Annotated in this window: 18 protein-coding genes; 14 read left to right on the top strand and 4 right to left on the bottom strand. The window is 56.7% G+C overall.

Translation table 11 applies throughout. The features are described from left to right. Positions 1-163 precede the first annotated feature (163 nt). The 3 genes from PHX60_RS00765 (at position 164) to gph (ending at position 2,552) form a co-directional block, all read left to right on the top strand. Positions 164-1,030: a restriction endonuclease gene (locus PHX60_RS00765; RefSeq protein WP_300073277.1), complete on the top strand. Its 867-nt coding sequence runs from the start codon at positions 164-166 to the stop codon at positions 1,028-1,030. A gap of 117 nt (positions 1,031-1,147) precedes the next feature. Next, positions 1,148-1,828 (top strand): ribulose-phosphate 3-epimerase, encoded by a 681-nt coding sequence (rpe, locus tag PHX60_RS00770; protein WP_300073280.1) that lies wholly within the window; start codon positions 1,148-1,150, stop codon positions 1,826-1,828. Between the two features lie 13 nt (positions 1,829-1,841). Continuing rightward, entirely contained in the window at positions 1,842-2,552 is a 711-nt protein-coding gene (gene gph, locus PHX60_RS00775; protein WP_300073283.1) for a phosphoglycolate phosphatase, read from the top strand. On the opposite strand, the gene PHX60_RS00780 is transcribed toward gph, so the two are convergent. Beyond that, positions 2,549-4,165, bottom strand: a complete 1,617-nt coding sequence (locus PHX60_RS00780; protein ID WP_300073286.1) for a methyl-accepting chemotaxis protein — start codon at positions 4,163-4,165, stop codon at positions 2,549-2,551. The genes gph and PHX60_RS00780 overlap by 4 nt on opposite strands. Before the next feature lie 466 nt (positions 4,166-4,631). Between PHX60_RS00780 and trpE the strand changes: the two genes are divergently transcribed. From trpE to PHX60_RS00810, 6 genes are all read left to right on the top strand, one after another. Beyond that, positions 4,632-6,131, top strand: a complete 1,500-nt coding sequence (gene trpE, locus PHX60_RS00785) for an anthranilate synthase component I (RefSeq protein ID WP_300073289.1) — start codon at positions 4,632-4,634, stop codon at positions 6,129-6,131. Positions 6,132-6,133: 2 nt separating this feature from the next. Further along, the gene (locus PHX60_RS00790) at positions 6,134-6,469 is read left to right on the top strand and encodes a chorismate mutase (protein WP_300073292.1); all 336 of its coding nucleotides are present in this window, start codon (positions 6,134-6,136) and stop codon (positions 6,467-6,469) included. Beyond that, complete coding sequence (locus tag PHX60_RS00795) at positions 6,462-6,731, top strand: HPr family phosphocarrier protein (protein WP_300073295.1); 270 nt, start codon at positions 6,462-6,464, stop codon at positions 6,729-6,731. Before PHX60_RS00790 ends, PHX60_RS00795 begins: the two co-directional genes overlap by 8 nt. 65 nt (positions 6,732-6,796) lie before the next feature. Continuing rightward, complete coding sequence (gene ptsP / locus PHX60_RS00800; RefSeq protein ID WP_300073298.1) at positions 6,797-8,554, top strand: phosphoenolpyruvate--protein phosphotransferase; 1,758 nt, start codon at positions 6,797-6,799, stop codon at positions 8,552-8,554. Positions 8,555-8,598: 44 nt separating this feature from the next. Further along, complete coding sequence (locus PHX60_RS00805; protein WP_300073301.1) at positions 8,599-9,276, top strand: cytochrome b/b6 domain-containing protein; 678 nt, start codon at positions 8,599-8,601, stop codon at positions 9,274-9,276. A gap of 50 nt (positions 9,277-9,326) precedes the next feature. Further along, entirely contained in the window at positions 9,327-9,800 is a 474-nt protein-coding gene (locus tag PHX60_RS00810; protein WP_300073615.1) for a GNAT family N-acetyltransferase, read from the top strand. A gap of 109 nt (positions 9,801-9,909) precedes the next feature. Here the strand turns inward: PHX60_RS00810 and PHX60_RS00815 are convergent, their stop codons facing one another. The 3 genes from PHX60_RS00815 to hemB are packed head-to-tail and all read right to left on the bottom strand — an operon-like array spanning position 9,910 to position 11,683. Next, positions 9,910-10,314 (bottom strand): type II toxin-antitoxin system MqsA family antitoxin, encoded by a 405-nt coding sequence (locus PHX60_RS00815; RefSeq protein WP_300073304.1) that lies wholly within the window; start codon positions 10,312-10,314, stop codon positions 9,910-9,912. Position 10,315: 1 nt separating this feature from the next. Beyond that, positions 10,316-10,618 (bottom strand): type II toxin-antitoxin system MqsR family toxin, encoded by a 303-nt coding sequence (locus PHX60_RS00820; RefSeq protein WP_300073307.1) that lies wholly within the window; start codon positions 10,616-10,618, stop codon positions 10,316-10,318. Between the two features lie 57 nt (positions 10,619-10,675). Continuing rightward, complete coding sequence (gene hemB, locus PHX60_RS00825) at positions 10,676-11,683, bottom strand: porphobilinogen synthase (protein ID WP_300073310.1); 1,008 nt, start codon at positions 11,681-11,683, stop codon at positions 10,676-10,678. 31 nt (positions 11,684-11,714) lie between these two features. On the opposite strand from hemB, the gene PHX60_RS00830 reads away from it, so the two are divergent. Genes PHX60_RS00830 through PHX60_RS00850 form a run of 5 tightly spaced genes read left to right on the top strand, consistent with a single transcriptional unit; the run spans position 11,715 to position 15,255 of the window. Beyond that, entirely contained in the window at positions 11,715-12,143 is a 429-nt protein-coding gene (locus tag PHX60_RS00830; RefSeq protein ID WP_300073313.1) for a CopD family protein, read from the top strand. Positions 12,144-12,150: 7 nt separating this feature from the next. Then, the gene (locus PHX60_RS00835) at positions 12,151-13,263 is read left to right on the top strand and encodes a VanZ family protein (RefSeq protein ID WP_300073316.1); all 1,113 of its coding nucleotides are present in this window, start codon (positions 12,151-12,153) and stop codon (positions 13,261-13,263) included. Between the two features lie 9 nt (positions 13,264-13,272). Continuing rightward, positions 13,273-13,626: a (2Fe-2S) ferredoxin domain-containing protein gene (locus PHX60_RS00840; RefSeq protein WP_300073319.1), complete on the top strand. Its 354-nt coding sequence runs from the start codon at positions 13,273-13,275 to the stop codon at positions 13,624-13,626. Positions 13,627-13,639: 13 nt separating this feature from the next. After that, positions 13,640-14,617 (top strand): DNA cytosine methyltransferase, encoded by a 978-nt coding sequence (locus tag PHX60_RS00845; protein WP_300073322.1) that lies wholly within the window; start codon positions 13,640-13,642, stop codon positions 14,615-14,617. Beyond that, positions 14,614-15,255, top strand: coding sequence for an alpha/beta fold hydrolase (locus tag PHX60_RS00850; protein ID WP_300073325.1), 642 nt, complete (start codon positions 14,614-14,616; stop codon positions 15,253-15,255). The genes PHX60_RS00845 and PHX60_RS00850 overlap by 4 nt, the downstream gene beginning before the upstream one ends. The last annotated feature ends 38 nt before the right edge of the window (positions 15,256-15,293 follow it).

Below are 15,293 nucleotides of genomic sequence, written 5' to 3' on the forward strand. Positions count from 1 at the left end.
GGTTGCACGCAACCCAACATCACCATAGCAGGTACACAATTTTGTTACGGTAGGTAGGTGTTGGTCTTGAAGATGTTGGGTTGCATCCGTAACCCAACCTACGTTCTACGTTCTAACTAACGTTTCCTCTCTCACCACATCTGAATTTAGCCACATAAATAGCATGAATCAAGTTCCGCAATACGATCTTCTTATCAACCCGCTGTTTCAAGCGCTCAAACAGCTTGGCGGATCTGGTTCGATTGAAGAGATTTATGCTAAAGTCACGGAAAACTTGAATCTTCCCGAAGAATTTTTGAACATTCCGCACAATCCTGACAAAAGCAATCAAACGGAAGTGGAATATCGACTTGCATGGGCGCGTACTTATTTGAAAAAATACGGTGTTTTAGAAAATTCAAGTCGCGGAATTTGGGCTATCGTGCCCGAGAAACGGCACATTGAAAAAATTGACCCTCGTGAAGTTATTCGCGTTGTACGCGAAATAGTAAAAAAAGAAAAACCTAATCGAAAACCAAAAGAAACGAACGGTGGCATCAATGATGAAGAGTTGCCGGAAGAAGCGCGCACTTGGAGAGAACATCTTCACCACATCCTGACGCAGGAGATGGATCCCTCTGCATTTGAGCGTCTTGTAAAGCGACTCCTGCGTGAATCTGGTTTCGTGCAGGTTGAGGTAACTGGCAGAAGTGGCGACGGCGGCATTGACGGCAAAGGTATCGCCCGGATTAATGGATTATTAAGCTTTCATGTAATTTTTCAGTGCAAAAAGTACCAAGGTTCCGTTTCATCCAGCGATATACGCGATTTTCGTGGAGCTATGGTTGGCCGTGCCGACAAAGGATTATTTGTCACAACAGGAACATTCACGAGAGATGCCGTAAAAGAGGCTATTCGTGATGGCGCTCCACCGATTGATTTAGTGGATGGTGACCAGCTCGCAGACAAATTAAAAGAATTGGGGCTGGGCATTACGACAAAAGTCGTCGAGGAGATCAGCGTTGATCCAAGTTGGTACAAAACCTTATGAGGAAAAAACTCAAACAAGCGCCAAGAAAAACCAAGGTTAGATTTTAATTATTTCAACCAGACACCCCCAAGCGCTGGCTAATTTCTTTTTACCCCCATTTCCACGACAATCCCAACCATGAGCCAAACCTACCGTATTGCCCCCTCCATCCTCTCCGCCGACTTTGCCCGCTTGGGCGAAGAGGTGCGTAACGTCATTGCTGCCGGTGCTGACTGGATTCACTTTGACGTGATGGACAACCACTATGTGCCCAACCTGACCTTTGGGCCGATGGTGTGCCAAGCCCTCAAGCCCCATGCTGTCACCCCGGCGGGCGTTGCCGTGCCGGTGGATGTGCATCTGATGATTCAGCCGGTGGATGCGCTGGCCGCTGCTTTTGCCCAAGCCGGGGCGGATTTCATCAGTTTTCACCCCGATGCCTCTGGCCACGTACACCGCAGCATTCAAGCCATTCAAGCCCAAGGCGTCAAGGCCGGGCTGGCGTTCAACCCCGCCGAGCCGCTGGACGTGCTGGACTGGGTGATTGACGATATTGATTTAATTCTCATCATGAGCGTCAACCCCGGTTTTGGCGGCCAGAGTTTTATTGATTCGGCCCTGCGGAAGATAGAAGCCGCCCGCAAACGCATTCAGGCCAGCGGCAAAGATATTCGCCTCGAAGTGGATGGTGGTATCAAGGCCGACAACATTCGCTGCGTGGCCGATGCTGGTGCCGATACGTTTGTCGCGGGCAGCGCCATTTTTGGCAAGCCCGACTACCGCAGCGTCATCGACGCGATGCGTGCCGCCTTGGCTTGAGCAGGTAGCACCGATGTTGCACTTGCCTTTGCAGCCGGGGGCTTTCGATGCCGCGATAGTTGACTTGGATGGCACGATGGTGGACACCTTGGGCGATTTTGTCGAGGTATTGCGCCGCATGTTGGCCGATGTGGGCCTGCCGCCAGTCACTGCCACCGAGGTAGAGCGCATGGTGGGCAAAGGCACCGAGCATCTGATTGCCTCGGTACTGCACCACGTATTGGCCGTGCAGCAGCCCGAGCCAGCAGTCCGGCAAAGCGCAGTGGATGTTTTATTCCCCCGTGCTTGGGACAGCTACCAGCAGCATTACCCCCCAGTCAACGGACAGTTCTCGCGCGTCTATCCGGGGGTGTTAGAGGGCTTGCAGGCTCTGCGCGGCTTGGGGCTGCCACTGGCCTGCCTGACCAACAAGCCGACCGCCTTTGCCGTGGCCCTGTTGCAAGCCAAAGGCTTAGAGGGCTACTTTGCCCAGGTGTTTGGTGGTGATGCCTTTGCCCGCAAAAAGCCCGACCCGCTGCCGCTGCTGCAAACCTGTGCCGCTTTAGGTACTGCGCCAGCGCGCACCCTGATGCTAGGCGACTCCAGCAACGATGCCCAAGCCGCGCGCGCCGCTGCTTGCCCGGTGTTGCTGGTCACTTATGGCTACAACCACGGCCAGCCGGTGCAACAAGTCGATGCCGATGGCTGGCTAGACAGCTTGGCGGCTCTGGGGGCCGTGCTTTAACGGGCTAAACGCAAAGCCCGGCTGTTGTGGGATGATGGTGCAGTCTGGGCGCGCTGCTGCCCTTGCAGCTTAAACACCGACACCACTTGCACCAAATCTTCGGCCTGGGCGTGCAGGCTGTTGGCAGCAGCGGCCATTTCCTCCACCAAGGCGGCGTTTTGTTGTGTCGCTTGGTCCATGTGGGCTACGCCCTCGGCCACATGGGCCACACCAGTCGATTGCTCGTGGCTGGCAGCGCTGATTTCGCCCATGATGTCGGTCACGCGGCGGATGCTATCGACCACCTCGTTCATGGTGGCCCCCGCTTGATCGACCAGTGCCGTACCCTGCTCTACCCGCTCCACGCTGGCATTGATCAGGGTTTTTATCTCTTTGGCTGCTTCGGCACTGCGCCCGGCCAAACTGCGTACCTCGGAGGCCACCACGGCAAAGCCGCGCCCTTGTTCGCCTGCGCGTGCCGCCTCAACCGCTGCATTCAGGGCCAAAATATTGGTTTGGAAGGCAATGCCATCAATCACGCTGATGATGTCAGAGATTTTGCGCGAGCTTTGGTTAATTCCTTTCATGGTCTCGACCACTTCAGAGACTACCTCGCCACCACGCACCGCCACGCTAGAGGCACTCAAGGCCAACTGATTGGCTTGGCGTGCGTTGTCGGCATTTTGCTGCACGGTGCTGCCCAATTGGGCCATCGAGCCGGAGGCTTGGTTGAGGGCGCTGGCTTGGGTTTCGGTGCGGCCTGATAAATCACTGTTGCCGCTGGCAATTTGCGCGCTGGCGCTGGCCACTGCACTGGCCCCTTGGTGAACTTGGCCCACCATCAGGGCGATTTTGTCGCGCATGGCCTCAATGGCGTGCAGCAAATTGGGCTGGCTGGTATCCCGGATTTGGATAGGCACCGACAAATCGCCCTCGGCCAAACGGTGGGCAATTTGGGCTGCATAGGCAGGCTCCCCCCCCAATTGGCCCAAAATGCTGCGGCTGATAAACCAACCCAGCAAAATCAGCAGACCCGCCAGCAACAAGGCCCCTACAGAAAACGATACCATGCGCTCTTGCACCAGCGTTTGCACGGTGTCTATATAAACCCCTGAGCCAATAATCCAGCCCCAAGGGGCAAAGCCTTTGACATACGATATTTTGGGCACTGGATCATCTTGGCCGGGTTTGGGCCACATATAATCGACAAAGCCTGCGCCATCGGCTTTGACTTTACTGACCATTTCTTGAAAGAATAACTTGCCCGTAGGGTCTTTAAATTCGGATAAGCGCTGACCGTCTAAAGCTGGTTTGAATGGATGCATCACCATCGTGGTATCCATGTCATTAATCCAGAAATATTCATCGTGGCTATAACGCAAAGCCTTGAGTGCGGCCATAGCTTGTTTTTTGGCCTCGGCCTCTGATAGATTGCTGTTGATTAAGCCGTGGTAATAATTTAACAAGCTGTGGGCAGTTTCTACCGTTTGACGCACGCCATTTTGGCGCTCTTGCATAATCAAACGATTTTCCGAAAATAAAAACACCGTTGCCAAAGACAAAATGCCCAAGGCTGCTGCAAATATCAGGGCCAGTAAACGCCTAGAAACGGTATAAGAAGACAATTGAAACATAGTGGCCACCCCTGACTGAAAATTACGCTACCCACCGCAGCAACGCGGAACCCAGCTGTGCAGCCTGCCCATGCTACGTATTCTGAGCGGTTTCTTTTTGTTACACATTAGGGTTTTTGCTAGGAAACTCAAAATTACACGGCCATCTTATCGCCAGCTTGGCAGTAAAACCGGCATTTGCTACGGTTCGTATTTGTAACAAAAAAAACCAAGCCGTGCGGCGTGGCTAGTCTGGTTTGCTACACTTTGCCCATGTTCATCCACCGCGTGTTCATCGCAGGTCAGTCTGACCGAGGGGCCTGGCCCTGGCGTCGCTCTGTTGACTACCGCGCCTGATGCGTGCGGGTATGGCCTTGCGCGCCCTCCGTGGCCTCCCCTTGTCCCCTGGTGGGGGCCGATTGCCTGAACACTGCGGCACGGCGTTTTTTTACGCCAAACCATGCCGCCCCAGCAGGGATTTACCCCCGTGATTACAGAACTTGAATTTAACCAGCTGGCCCAACAGGGCTACAACCGCATTCCGCTCATGGCGCAAGCCTTTGCGGACTTGGAAACCCCGCTGTCGCTCTACCTGAAGTTGGCGCACAGCCAAGCGGGCGGGCAGCACAGCTTTTTGCTCGAATCCGTCGTGGGCGGTGAGCGCTTTGGCCGTTATAGCTTCATTGGTCTGCCCGCACGCACTCTGTTGCGCGCCAGTGGCTTTGGCCATGCGACCAAAACCGAGGTGCTGACCGATGGCGTGGTGGTAGAAAGCGCCACGGGCAACCCGCTGGACTTCATCGCCCACTACCAGCAACGCTTCAAGGTGGCGCTGCTGCCGGGCTTGCCACGTTTTTGTGGTGGCTTGGCGGGCTATTTTGGCTACGATGCCGTGCGCTATATCGAGAAAAAACTCCAAGCCAGTTGCCCCCCCGACACTTTGGGTTGCCCCGACATTTTATTGTTGCAATGCGAAGAATTGGCGGTGATTGACAACCTATCGGGCAAGCTGTCCTTGATTGTCTATGCCGACCCCACCCAGCCCCAAGCCTACGCTCAAGCCCAGCAACGCTTGTTGCAGCTCAAACAGCGCTTGCAAGCGCCCGTCGTGGCCCCGGTGGTACACGCCAGCACCAGCCATCCGGCCCAGCGCAGTTTTGCCAAAGACGACTACTTGGCCGCTGTGGCCCATGCCAAAGAGTTGATTGCCGCAGGCGACTTTATGCAGGTGCAAGTGGGCCAGCGCATCCACAAAACCTACACCGAATCGCCCTTGAGCCTGTACCGCGCGCTGCGTTCGCTCAACCCATCGCCCTATATGTATTTTTACAATTTTGGCGATTTTCAGGTGGTGGGTTCGTCGCCCGAGATTTTGGTGCGCCAAGAGCAAACCCCCGAGGGGCAAAAAGTCACCATCCGCCCCTTGGCCGGCACGCGCCCACGCGGGGCCACACCCGAGCAAGACAAAGCCGCCGAAGTCGAACTCATCAACGACCCCAAAGAGCGCGCCGAACACGTCATGCTGATTGACTTGGCACGCAACGATATTGGCCGCATCGCCCACATTGGCAGCGTCAAAGTGACCGAAGCCTTTGTGGTAGAGCGTTACAGCCATGTGATGCACATTGTGAGCAACGTGGAAGGCATCCTCAACGAAGGCATGACCAGCATGGATGTACTCAAAGCCACCTTCCCCGCAGGCACACTGACGGGCGCACCCAAAGTCCATGCGATGGAGCTGATTGACCAGTTGGAACCGAGCAAACGTGGCATCTATGGCGGTGCCTGTGGCTACCTGAGTTATGCGGGCAATATGGATTTGGCGATTGCCATCCGCACCGGCATCATCAAAGATGGCACGCTGTATGTGCAAGCCGCTGCCGGTGTGGTGGCCGACTCGGTGCCCGAATTAGAGTGGAAAGAAACCGAACACAAGGCCCGCGCCCTGTTGCGCGCGGCAGAACTGGTAGAGGAAGGCTTGGAATAATAATGACCCGCGCCATCGACAACGTGCAGCACTGCACCACCATGCAGGACGTGCGCCGCCATATAGATGCTTTAGACGATGTGCTGGTGCCCTTGCTGGTACAACGCACCGGCTACATGACCCAAGCCGCGCGCATCAAGCAAGACCCTGCCCAAGTGCGCGACGAAGCGCGCATCGAGGCCATTGTGGCGCGTGTGCGGGCCAGCGCTGCCCTGCATGGCGGTGTGCCCGACATGATAGAGGCCATTTACCGCAACGTCATGGAACATTCCATCGCCCACGAACACCAAGAATTTGCCCGCCTGCGTGCGCCCCAAGGAACGCAAACCGATGCTTAAAAACACCACCACCATCGTCAATAAACTGGGCCTGCACGCCCGCGCTTCGGCCAAACTGACCAAACTGGCTGGCAGCTTCCCGTGTGAAGTTTGGATGAGCCGGGGCAGCCGCCGTATCAACGCCAAAAGTATCATGGGCGTGATGATGTTGGCCGCCGGTATTGGCTCCGAAGTAGAACTAGAAACCAACGGCGAACGCGAACAAGAGGCGATGGATGCCTTGCTGGCGCTGATTGCTGATAAATTTGGCGAAGGCCAATAAAGCGGTTGTAACCCCAGTGCCACCCGCATAGCGGCCTGTGCCAAGACCAGAGAGGCAGATTTTTCATGACATTTTCCGTTCCGGGCTTGGTGGTGGCGCGTGGCATTGCCATTGGGCGTGCTGTGCTGGTGGGTTCTAGCCGCGTCGAAGTCGCGCACTACTTTATCGAGCCAGCGCAAATTGAGTCCGAAATCGCCCGCGTGCGCCAAGGCCGCGATAGCGTGGCCGAAGAATTGCAACGCTTACTCGACACCATGCCCGCCGATGCGCCGCACGAGCTGGCCGCCTTGCTAGAGGTGCATTTGTTGCTGCTCAACGACGAAATTTTGAGCAGCGGTGTCAAGCACTGGGTGACCGAGCGCCTCTACAACGCCGAATGGGCGCTGACCACGCAGCTAGAAGTCATCTGCCGCCAGTTTGACGAAATGGAAGACCCCTACCTGCGCGAGCGCAAAGCCGATTTAGAGCAAGTGGTAGAGCGCATTTTGCGTACCATGCAGGGCGTAGCCCAGCCCGTAGTGCCGCCCATAGCGGGCACCTCGCGGCGCAAAACCCAGCAAGATTTGTTGCTGGACGATGGCATGGATGTGCCCTTGGTGCTGGTGGCGCATGATTTGTCGCCCGCCGATATGCTGCAATTCAAAACCAGTGTGTTTGCCGGTTTTGTGACCGATGTGGGCGGCAAAACCTCGCACACCGCCATTGTGGCGCGTAGCATGGATATTCCGGCGGTGGTCGGTGCGCGCATGGTCAGTCAGTTGGTGCGCCAAGACGACTGGGTGATTATTGATGGCGATGCGGGGGTCGTCATAGTGGACCCCTCGCCCATCATCTTGGCTGAATACGGTTACCGCCAGCGCCAGCTGGAGCTAGAGCGCGAGCGCTTATCCCGGCTACGGCATACACCGTCTGTCACGCTAGATGGGCAAAAAATCGAGCTGCTGGCCAACATCGAACAACCCACCGATGCCGCTGCGGCTGTGCGCGCTGGTTCGGTAGGCGTGGGGCTGTTTCGTACCGAATTTTTGTTCATGGGCCGCTATGGCAACCTGCCCGACGAGGAAGAACAGTTCCAAGCCTACCGCACCGCCGTCGATGGAATGCAGGGCCTGCCGGTGACCATCCGCACCATTGATGTCGGGGCCGACAAGCCCTTAGACAAAGCGCACAAAGACGACCACCTCAATCCAGCTTTGGGCTTGCGCGCCATCCGCTGGAGTCTGGCCGACCCGGTGATGTTCCGGGTGCAATTGCGCGCACTGTTGCGTGCCGCAGCGCACGGCAAAATCAACCTGCTGTTTCCCATGCTGGGCCATGTGACAGAAATTCGCCAAACTTTGGCCCAAGTCGCGCTGGCCAAAGCGGAACTCGATGCGCGTGGCCAAGCCTATGGCCCGGTGCGTTTGGGGGCGATGGTCGAAGTGCCAGCGGCGGCGCTGATGGTGCGTACCTTTTTGCGCTATTTTGACTTTCTGTCCATCGGCACCAATGATTTAATCCAATACACCTTGGCGATTGACCGCGCGGATGAATCCGTCTCGCACCTCTATGACCCGCTACACCCGGCTGTGTTGCGTTTGGTGGCCGAGGTGATTGCCGAATGCCAAGCCCAAGGCAAAAGTGTCTCGGTGTGTGGAGAGACGGCGGGTGATGTGGGCATGACGCGCTTGTTGTTGGGCTTGGGGTTACGCAGTTTTTCGATGCACCCAGCACAAATTTTGGCGGTCAAGCAAGAAATTTTGCGTGCCGATACCCGCAAACTGGTGCCGTGGGCGCAGCAGGTGCTAGAAGCTGAGGAACCCGAGCTGCTCTTAGGCCACTAAGCCCGTTGGGGCTGTCAATACGCCCATAGAAAAGACACTTCACTATGCAACCACACTCGACTATCACGCTTCGTATCTGGGATTTGCCCACCCGTCTGTTCCACTGGCTGTTGGCCGCTTGCACCATCGGTTTGGTGGTGAGTGCCAAGGTGGGCGGCAACGCGATGGTCTGGCATTTTCGGCTGGGCTATGTGGTGCTGGCGCTGTTGTTGTTTCGGCTGGTGTGGGGCTTTGTGGGCGGCTATTGGTCGCGCTTTAGCTCCTTTTTTTACTCCCCGGCGCGGATTTTGCGTTACATGCGCGGCCAAGGCGAGGCACAAGACCACGTTGGCCACAATCCACTGGGGGCGTTGTCGGTGTTTGGCCTGCTGGGGATGCTGGTGTTGCAGGTGCTGACCGGCCTGTTCAGCGATGATGAAATCGCCTTTGCTGGCCCCCTGACCCGTTTTGTCTCTGGTGATTGGGTCAGTTGGGCCACGGGCTTGCACAAAGAGGTCGGCCAGTATTTAGTGATGGCGCTGGTGGCTTTGCATGTATTGGCGATTGTGTTTTACACCGTCGTAAAAAAAGAATCCTTGGTCGGCCCGATGATTAGCGGCGATAAAACCCTGACCACGCCAGTGCCTGCTGCGCGCGATGATGCCGCCGCGCGCGTGGGCGCTTTGGTGGTGCTGCTGCTGTGCAGCGCACTGGTGGCTTGGATTGCCAGTTTGGGAGGGTAAATACGATGGAGATAGAGGACGACGACAGCTTAGAGTTTCGCCCCTGTGTCATGCTGTCAGAGCTTGGCACGGCCCCACACGAGCTAGAGGGTGCCCGTGCTTTGTTGCAAGAGTATGCCGCCAGCTTGGACATTGATTTGTGTTTTCAAGATTTTGCGGCGGAGCTGCAAAGCCTGCCCGGTGATTACGCCCCACCACGCGGGGGCTTGTTGCTGGCATGGGTAGATGGTGCCTTGGCCGGTTGTTGCGCCCTGCGCCCGCTGGATGCAGCCGATTACCCCAATGCCGCCGAAATGAAGCGCCTGTATGTTCGCAAGGCGTTTCGCGGGTTTGGGCTGGGCCGCCAGCTGACCGAAGGCATTTTGGATGTAGCACGCCAAGCCGGTTATGCCTGCGTGCTGCTCGATACCTTGGACGAGATGGAATCGGCGCGCGCCCTTTATACCGATTTGGGGTTTGAGGAGATTCCTCCTTATTACCACAACCCGATTGCTGGGTCACACTACCTCAAAGTGAACATCTGAGGGCCAGAAAGGCTGCTGGTTGGTGAGTAGTTCTGTACAACCGATAGGGATTTTTTGCCGCTTTCCTAGTCTATCCTTTTGTAGCAAATTCCACGGCGATTACGCGCATTTACTTAATTTCTTCCAGTAATTCTGGGTGTTTGTTCAGCAATTTGAACAGCATCACCATCGCCTTATGTGGCTGCGTTTTGTTGCGCTCATACTCAGAAAATGCCGATGCACCGCCACCAAACAGCCGTCCTGCTTCTGCTTGGCGTAGGCCCAACTTTTTGCGTGTGGCGCGTATGGCGGCAGCACGTTGCTCATTGGCTTTGACCCGCAGGGCAGCCAATGCCTGAGCATACCGTGTGCCTTCACCGGCATCAAACTCGCACTCCCCGCACACCGGGCAATGCCAGCCGCTCACTTGTGCCACGTTGTCCACATACTCATCGGCATGGATGCGTAAATCGCGCCGCTCATGCACTAGCAGCGTGCCATCGTCGCATTGCAAACAGAAATGCTTCGTTGTCATGTTATTTCTCCTTGAACTGAATCACGGTAGAGCCAGCCTGAAGCGTGACCTTGATGTAGGCCATCTTTCCATTAGGACAGGGGGCGTGGTACACATCCTGCCAAACACGATGATCTGCATGGGTAGTCATGCTTTTGACCAGCCTGCGCCGATTTAGTCCCAACACCATATTCACGGCTTCGTTGAGGGATAGCCCCATCTCACCCATGCCATGCAGCGCGGTACGGGTGAAGGCATCAGCCCCACGCGCTGCCACATCGGCTTTGATGTCTTGCAATGGGTAATGGGGTGAATTTTTCTCCATTGCTAAAATTATATGGAATCCATAAATTAAAGGATCCTCCGGTGAGGCAAAAACCGTTTATTTTTGCAAGTAACGCGCCACGTCGCGGGCAAAGTAAGTCAGCACGCCATCGGCACCAGCGCGCTTAAAGGCCAGCATGGCCTCCATCATCACGGCATCGTGGTCTAGCCAACCGTGCGCGGCCGCCGCCTTGAGCATGGCGTATTCGCCCGAGACTTGGTAAGCAAAGGTGGGCACCCGAAACTCGTCTTTGACGCGGCGCACAATGTCCAAATACGGCATACCGGGCTTGACCATCACCATATCCGCGCCTTCGGCAATATCGAGTGCCACTTCGCGCAGGGCTTCATCGCTGTTGCCGGGGTCCATCTGATAGACGTTTTTGTCTGCCTTGCCCAGTGCGCCACGGGTGCCGACGGCATCGCGGAAGGGGCCGTAAAAGGCGCTGGCGTATTTGGCACTGTAAGCCATGATGCGGGTGTGGATGTGGCCTTGGGCTTCTAGGGCTTGGCGCACCGCACCGATGCGCCCGTCCATCATGTCGCTCGGGGCCACAATGTCCACACCGGCTTCGGCATGGGCCAAGGCTTGTTGCGTCAAAATTTTGACGGTGGCATCGTTGATGATGTAGCCGGTCTCGTCCAACACGCCATCTTGGCCGTGGCTGGTGTAGGGGTCTAGGGCGACATCGGTCATCACGCCCAATTGCGGAAACTCTTGCTTGAGGGCGCGCACCACGCGCGGAATCAAACCATCGGGGTTGCTGGCTTCTTGGCCGTCGGGGGTTTTGAGGGCCGGGTCAATCGCCGGAAACAGCGCCAGCAGCGGGATGCCCAGCTTGACGCAATCTTCGGCCACCGGCAGCAACAAATCCAAACTGAGCCTATCGACACCGGGCATGGACGGCACTGCCTGATGCACGCGCTGGCCCTCATGCACAAACACGGGGTAGATTAAATCATGCACGCTCACGGCGTGTTCACGCACCAAATTGCGCGTAAAACTGTCGCGGCGCAGGCGCCGGGGCCGATTGGCCGGGAAGGGGGTAGGGCTAGAAAGATGCATAGGGAAAATTGTGCCCCATTAAACTGCCACCATGCTTTGGATTAAATCTTTTCACATCATCTTTGTGGCCAGCTGGTTTGCCGGTCTGTTCTACCTGCCACGCATTTTTGTCAATCTGGCCATGATTACGCCCGGTTCGGTGGCCGAGCGCGAGCGTTTGCTGCTCATGGCGCGCAAGTTGCTGCGCTTTACCACGCTGCTGGCGGTGCCAGCGGTGGGCTTGGGTGTCTGGCTGTGGATGGGCTATGGCATAGGTTGGGGACCGGGCAATGGCTGGATGCACGCTAAATTGACTTTGGTGGTTTTGGCCTTGGGCTACCACCATGCTTGCGCCGTGCTGCTACGCAAGCTGATAGCCAACACCTGCCAGCGTAGCCACCGGTGGTTCCGCTGGTTTAACGAGATTCCGGTGCTGCTACTCACGGCCATTGTGGTGCTGGTGGTGGTCAAGCCGTTCTAGGTTGGCTGTGACCGTATCCGCCGCACATAAAACGGTGGCCTGGCCACTGGCGCAGGTGTATGCGGCGCTGATTGTCTTTGCCAGCTTGTTTCCGTTTAGTGGCTGGCGCGCCCAAGGCATCGCCCCCGAAGTGTTTTTGTGGGCGCGCTTGCCGCCGCCCTACTGGACGCGCTTTGACGTGGCCATCAATGTGGCGGGCTATGCGCCGCTGGGTTTTTTGCTGGCGCTGGCGCTCTTGCGTACCGGCTGGCCCCGTGGTGCCTTGCCGCTGGCGGCGCTGGGCGGCGGCTTGCTGTCGTTGCTGATGGAGTTTTTGCAGATTTACCTGCCCGAGCGCGTGCCGTCTAATCTGGATTTGCTGCTCAATGCAGGTGGGGCCTTGGTGGGGGCTTTGTTGGCCACGCTGATGGAGCGCCTCGGGGCCATTGACCGCTGGGGGCGTTTTCGGGCGCGCTGGTTTGTGCCAGATGCCCGTGGCGGCTTGGTGCTGCTGGCGCTGTGGCCTTGGGCGTTGTTGTTTCCAGCGGCTGAACCGTTTGGGTTGGGCCAAGTGTTAGAGCGCCTAGAGGCGGTTGCGGTGCAAGCGTTAGAAGACTCTGCCTTTCGCGATTGGCTGCCCGAGCGGCTGGAGCCGCTGCAAGCGCTGTCGCCTGCCGGAGAGCTACTCTGCGTGGCCTTGGGCTTGTTGGTGCCGTGTTTGCTGGCCTACTGCGTTATTTTGCACCGAGGGCGCAGAGCAGTGGCTGCGCTGCTGGGTGCGCTGGTAGGGGTGGGCATCACCGCACTATCGGCCGCCCTGAGCTACGGCCCCACCCATGCGTGGGAGTGGCTCAACACCCCGGTAGTGGCGGGGATTGGGTCGGGTTTGGTCTTGGCGGTGGTTTTGTTGTGGCTGCCCCGGCGCGTCTGTGCGGTGGTGTTGTTATTGGTGCTGACCTTGCACCTGAGTTTGCTCAACCATGCGCCCACCAGTGCCTACTTTGCCCAAACCTTGCAAACCTGGGAGCAAGGGCGTTTTATTCGGTTTTTTGGTTTAGGCCAATGGCTGGGCTGGCTCTGGCCTTATGTCACACTGGTGTATGTGTTATTGCAAGCGGCACGCAAAGACAGCAGTTCCTAAAATGCGTGCATGAGTACCTCCATGATGCCCTCCAGGCCCGGCTATTTTGCCCGGCATATCTTTTTTTGCTTGAACGAGCGCGACAACGGCCAAGCCTGCTGCGCCCAGCACGGCGCGCAGGCCGCATTTGAGCATTGCAAAGCCTTGGTCAAGCAGGCCGGTTTGGCTGGCCCCGGCCAAGTGCGCGTCAACAAAGCCGGTTGCCTAGACCGCTGCGCCGCTGGCCCGGTGGCGGTGGTCTATCCTGAAGGCACTTGGTACAGCTATATTGACAACAGTGATATTGAGGAAATTGTCGAATCGCACCTGAAAAACGGCAAAGTGGTCGAGCGCCTGCTGGTTCCGGCAGAACTGGGGCGCTGATAGCTTGGGCCGCATGAAATGCGTGGACGTGTTTGCCGGTTGCGGTGGTCTTTCCTTGGGCTTTGAAAAAGCAGGCTTCGAGGTGGCCGCCGCCTTTGAATACTGGCAGCCCGCCATCGAGGTGTATCGGCAAAATTTTGCCCACCCGATTTTTCAGCAAGACCTGTCCAACGAGGCAGAAGCTATCGACAAGATTCGAGCTTACCAGCCAAACCTCATCATGGGTGGCCCGCCTTGCCAAGATTTTTCTAGTGCCGGAAAACGTGATATTACCCAAGGGCGGGCAGATTTAACCTACCATTTTGCCAACATCGTTTGTGCCACCCAGCCCGAATGGTTTGTGATGGAAAATATAGAGCAAATCAAAAAAAGCCATATCCTTGCCGAAGTGGTTGAACAATTTAAACAATCGGGCTATGGATTAACGGCGGTTATTTTGAACGCCTCTTTTTGTGGCGTACCGCAATCCAGAACCCGTTTTTTCTTGATTGGCCAACTGCACGCCGCGCACCAGCAGCTCCACGGCATTTTGCAGCAAAATTTAGCCAACCAGCCCATGACCATCCGAGATTATTTGGGCGATAGTTTGGGGCTAGAATTTTATTATCGCCATCCCAGAAATTACAACCGACGCGGAATTTTTACCATTGATGAGCCTAGCCCTACGGTGCGCGGTGTCAATCGGCCTATTCCAAAGGGTTATAAAATCAACAGTTGCGATCCAAAAAACATTGATTTGAATCAAGTGCGGCCTTTAACTACCATTGAGCGCAGCTATCTGCAAACCTTCCCCCCAAATTTTCAATTTTCAGGCACCAAAACCAATTTGGAACAGATGATTGGCAATGCGGTTCCAGTCAATTTGGGAACTTTTATCGCCCAAGCCATCCAAGAGTATGGCAAAAATGGCTCCGTCAAAACATCGCTGTTTGATGAATCCTTGCCTTTCCAGTTACCCGATAGAGTACTTAGCCGAACCGATTCCAAATGAACGCCCATACTGAACGCCTGACCCTGCAAGGCACAGCCGGTGCCATCCAAGCCCTGCGTGACCCTGCCCACCTGGCCGCCGGACAAACCCCGCGCGGCGTGGCCATCATCGCGCACCCGCACCCGCTGTTTGGCGGCACGATGGACAACAAAGTGGTGCAAACGCTGGCGCGCGCCTTTGTGCATTGCGGCTGGACGGCGGTGCGCTTTAACTTTCGGGGAGTGGGCCAAAGCGCTGGCACGCATGACCACGGCGACGCCGAAGCGCAAGATTTTCTCGCCGTGGTGCAGCAAGTCGCCCCCGATGGCCCCATCGCCTTGGCTGGGTTTTCTTTTGGCGCTTTTGTCACCAGCCATGCCTTGGCGGCTTTGTGGCCGCAGCGCCCAATTGAGCAAATTGTGTTGGTGGGCACCGCCACCAGCCGCTTTGCCGTGGCCCCAATTGCGCCAGAAGCCCATGCGCGCACCCTGATTGTTCACGGTGAACGTGACGATACCGTGCCCCTGTCCACGGTGATGGACTGGGCGCGCCCCCAAACCTTGCCCGTCACGGTGGTGCCGGGTGGCGGTCATTTCTTTCACGGACAATTGGGGCTGTTAAAAAACTTGGTGGTACGCCACCTGCACAGCCACCCCTGAGGACGCTGCCCGCGCTGGCTTGGTTTGGCCCGCCTTGG

The organism is Giesbergeria sp. (assembly GCF_028686475.1).
Taxonomy (GTDB): Bacteria; Pseudomonadota; Gammaproteobacteria; order Burkholderiales; family Burkholderiaceae_C; genus Simplicispira.

What these genes read in the sequence shown, in the direction of transcription:
- PHX60_RS00765 (WP_300073277.1), top strand. Translation starts at nt 164, where the DNA reads ATGAATCAAGTTCCGCAATACGATCTTCTTATCAACCCGCTGTTTCAA.
- rpe (WP_300073280.1), top strand. Translation starts at nt 1,148, where the DNA reads ATGAGCCAAACCTACCGTATTGCCCCCTCCATCCTCTCCGCCGACTTT.
- gph (WP_300073283.1), top strand. Translation starts at nt 1,842, where the DNA reads ATGTTGCACTTGCCTTTGCAGCCGGGGGCTTTCGATGCCGCGATAGTT.
- PHX60_RS00780 (WP_300073286.1), bottom strand. Translation starts at nt 4,165, where the DNA reads ATGTTTCAATTGTCTTCTTATACCGTTTCTAGGCGTTTACTGGCCCTG.
- PHX60_RS00790 (WP_300073292.1), top strand. Translation starts at nt 6,134, where the DNA reads ATGACCCGCGCCATCGACAACGTGCAGCACTGCACCACCATGCAGGAC.
- PHX60_RS00795 (WP_300073295.1), top strand. Translation starts at nt 6,462, where the DNA reads ATGCTTAAAAACACCACCACCATCGTCAATAAACTGGGCCTGCACGCC.
- ptsP (WP_300073298.1), top strand. Translation starts at nt 6,797, where the DNA reads ATGACATTTTCCGTTCCGGGCTTGGTGGTGGCGCGTGGCATTGCCATT.
- PHX60_RS00805 (WP_300073301.1), top strand. Translation starts at nt 8,599, where the DNA reads ATGCAACCACACTCGACTATCACGCTTCGTATCTGGGATTTGCCCACC.
- PHX60_RS00810 (WP_300073615.1), top strand. Translation starts at nt 9,327, where the DNA reads ATGCTGTCAGAGCTTGGCACGGCCCCACACGAGCTAGAGGGTGCCCGT.
- PHX60_RS00815 (WP_300073304.1), bottom strand. Translation starts at nt 10,314, where the DNA reads ATGACAACGAAGCATTTCTGTTTGCAATGCGACGATGGCACGCTGCTA.
- PHX60_RS00820 (WP_300073307.1), bottom strand. Translation starts at nt 10,618, where the DNA reads ATGGAGAAAAATTCACCCCATTACCCATTGCAAGACATCAAAGCCGAT.
- hemB (WP_300073310.1), bottom strand. Translation starts at nt 11,683, where the DNA reads ATGCATCTTTCTAGCCCTACCCCCTTCCCGGCCAATCGGCCCCGGCGC.
- PHX60_RS00830 (WP_300073313.1), top strand. Translation starts at nt 11,715, where the DNA reads ATGCTTTGGATTAAATCTTTTCACATCATCTTTGTGGCCAGCTGGTTT.
- PHX60_RS00840 (WP_300073319.1), top strand. Translation starts at nt 13,273, where the DNA reads ATGAGTACCTCCATGATGCCCTCCAGGCCCGGCTATTTTGCCCGGCAT.
- PHX60_RS00845 (WP_300073322.1), top strand. Translation starts at nt 13,640, where the DNA reads ATGAAATGCGTGGACGTGTTTGCCGGTTGCGGTGGTCTTTCCTTGGGC.
- PHX60_RS00850 (WP_300073325.1), top strand. Translation starts at nt 14,614, where the DNA reads ATGAACGCCCATACTGAACGCCTGACCCTGCAAGGCACAGCCGGTGCC.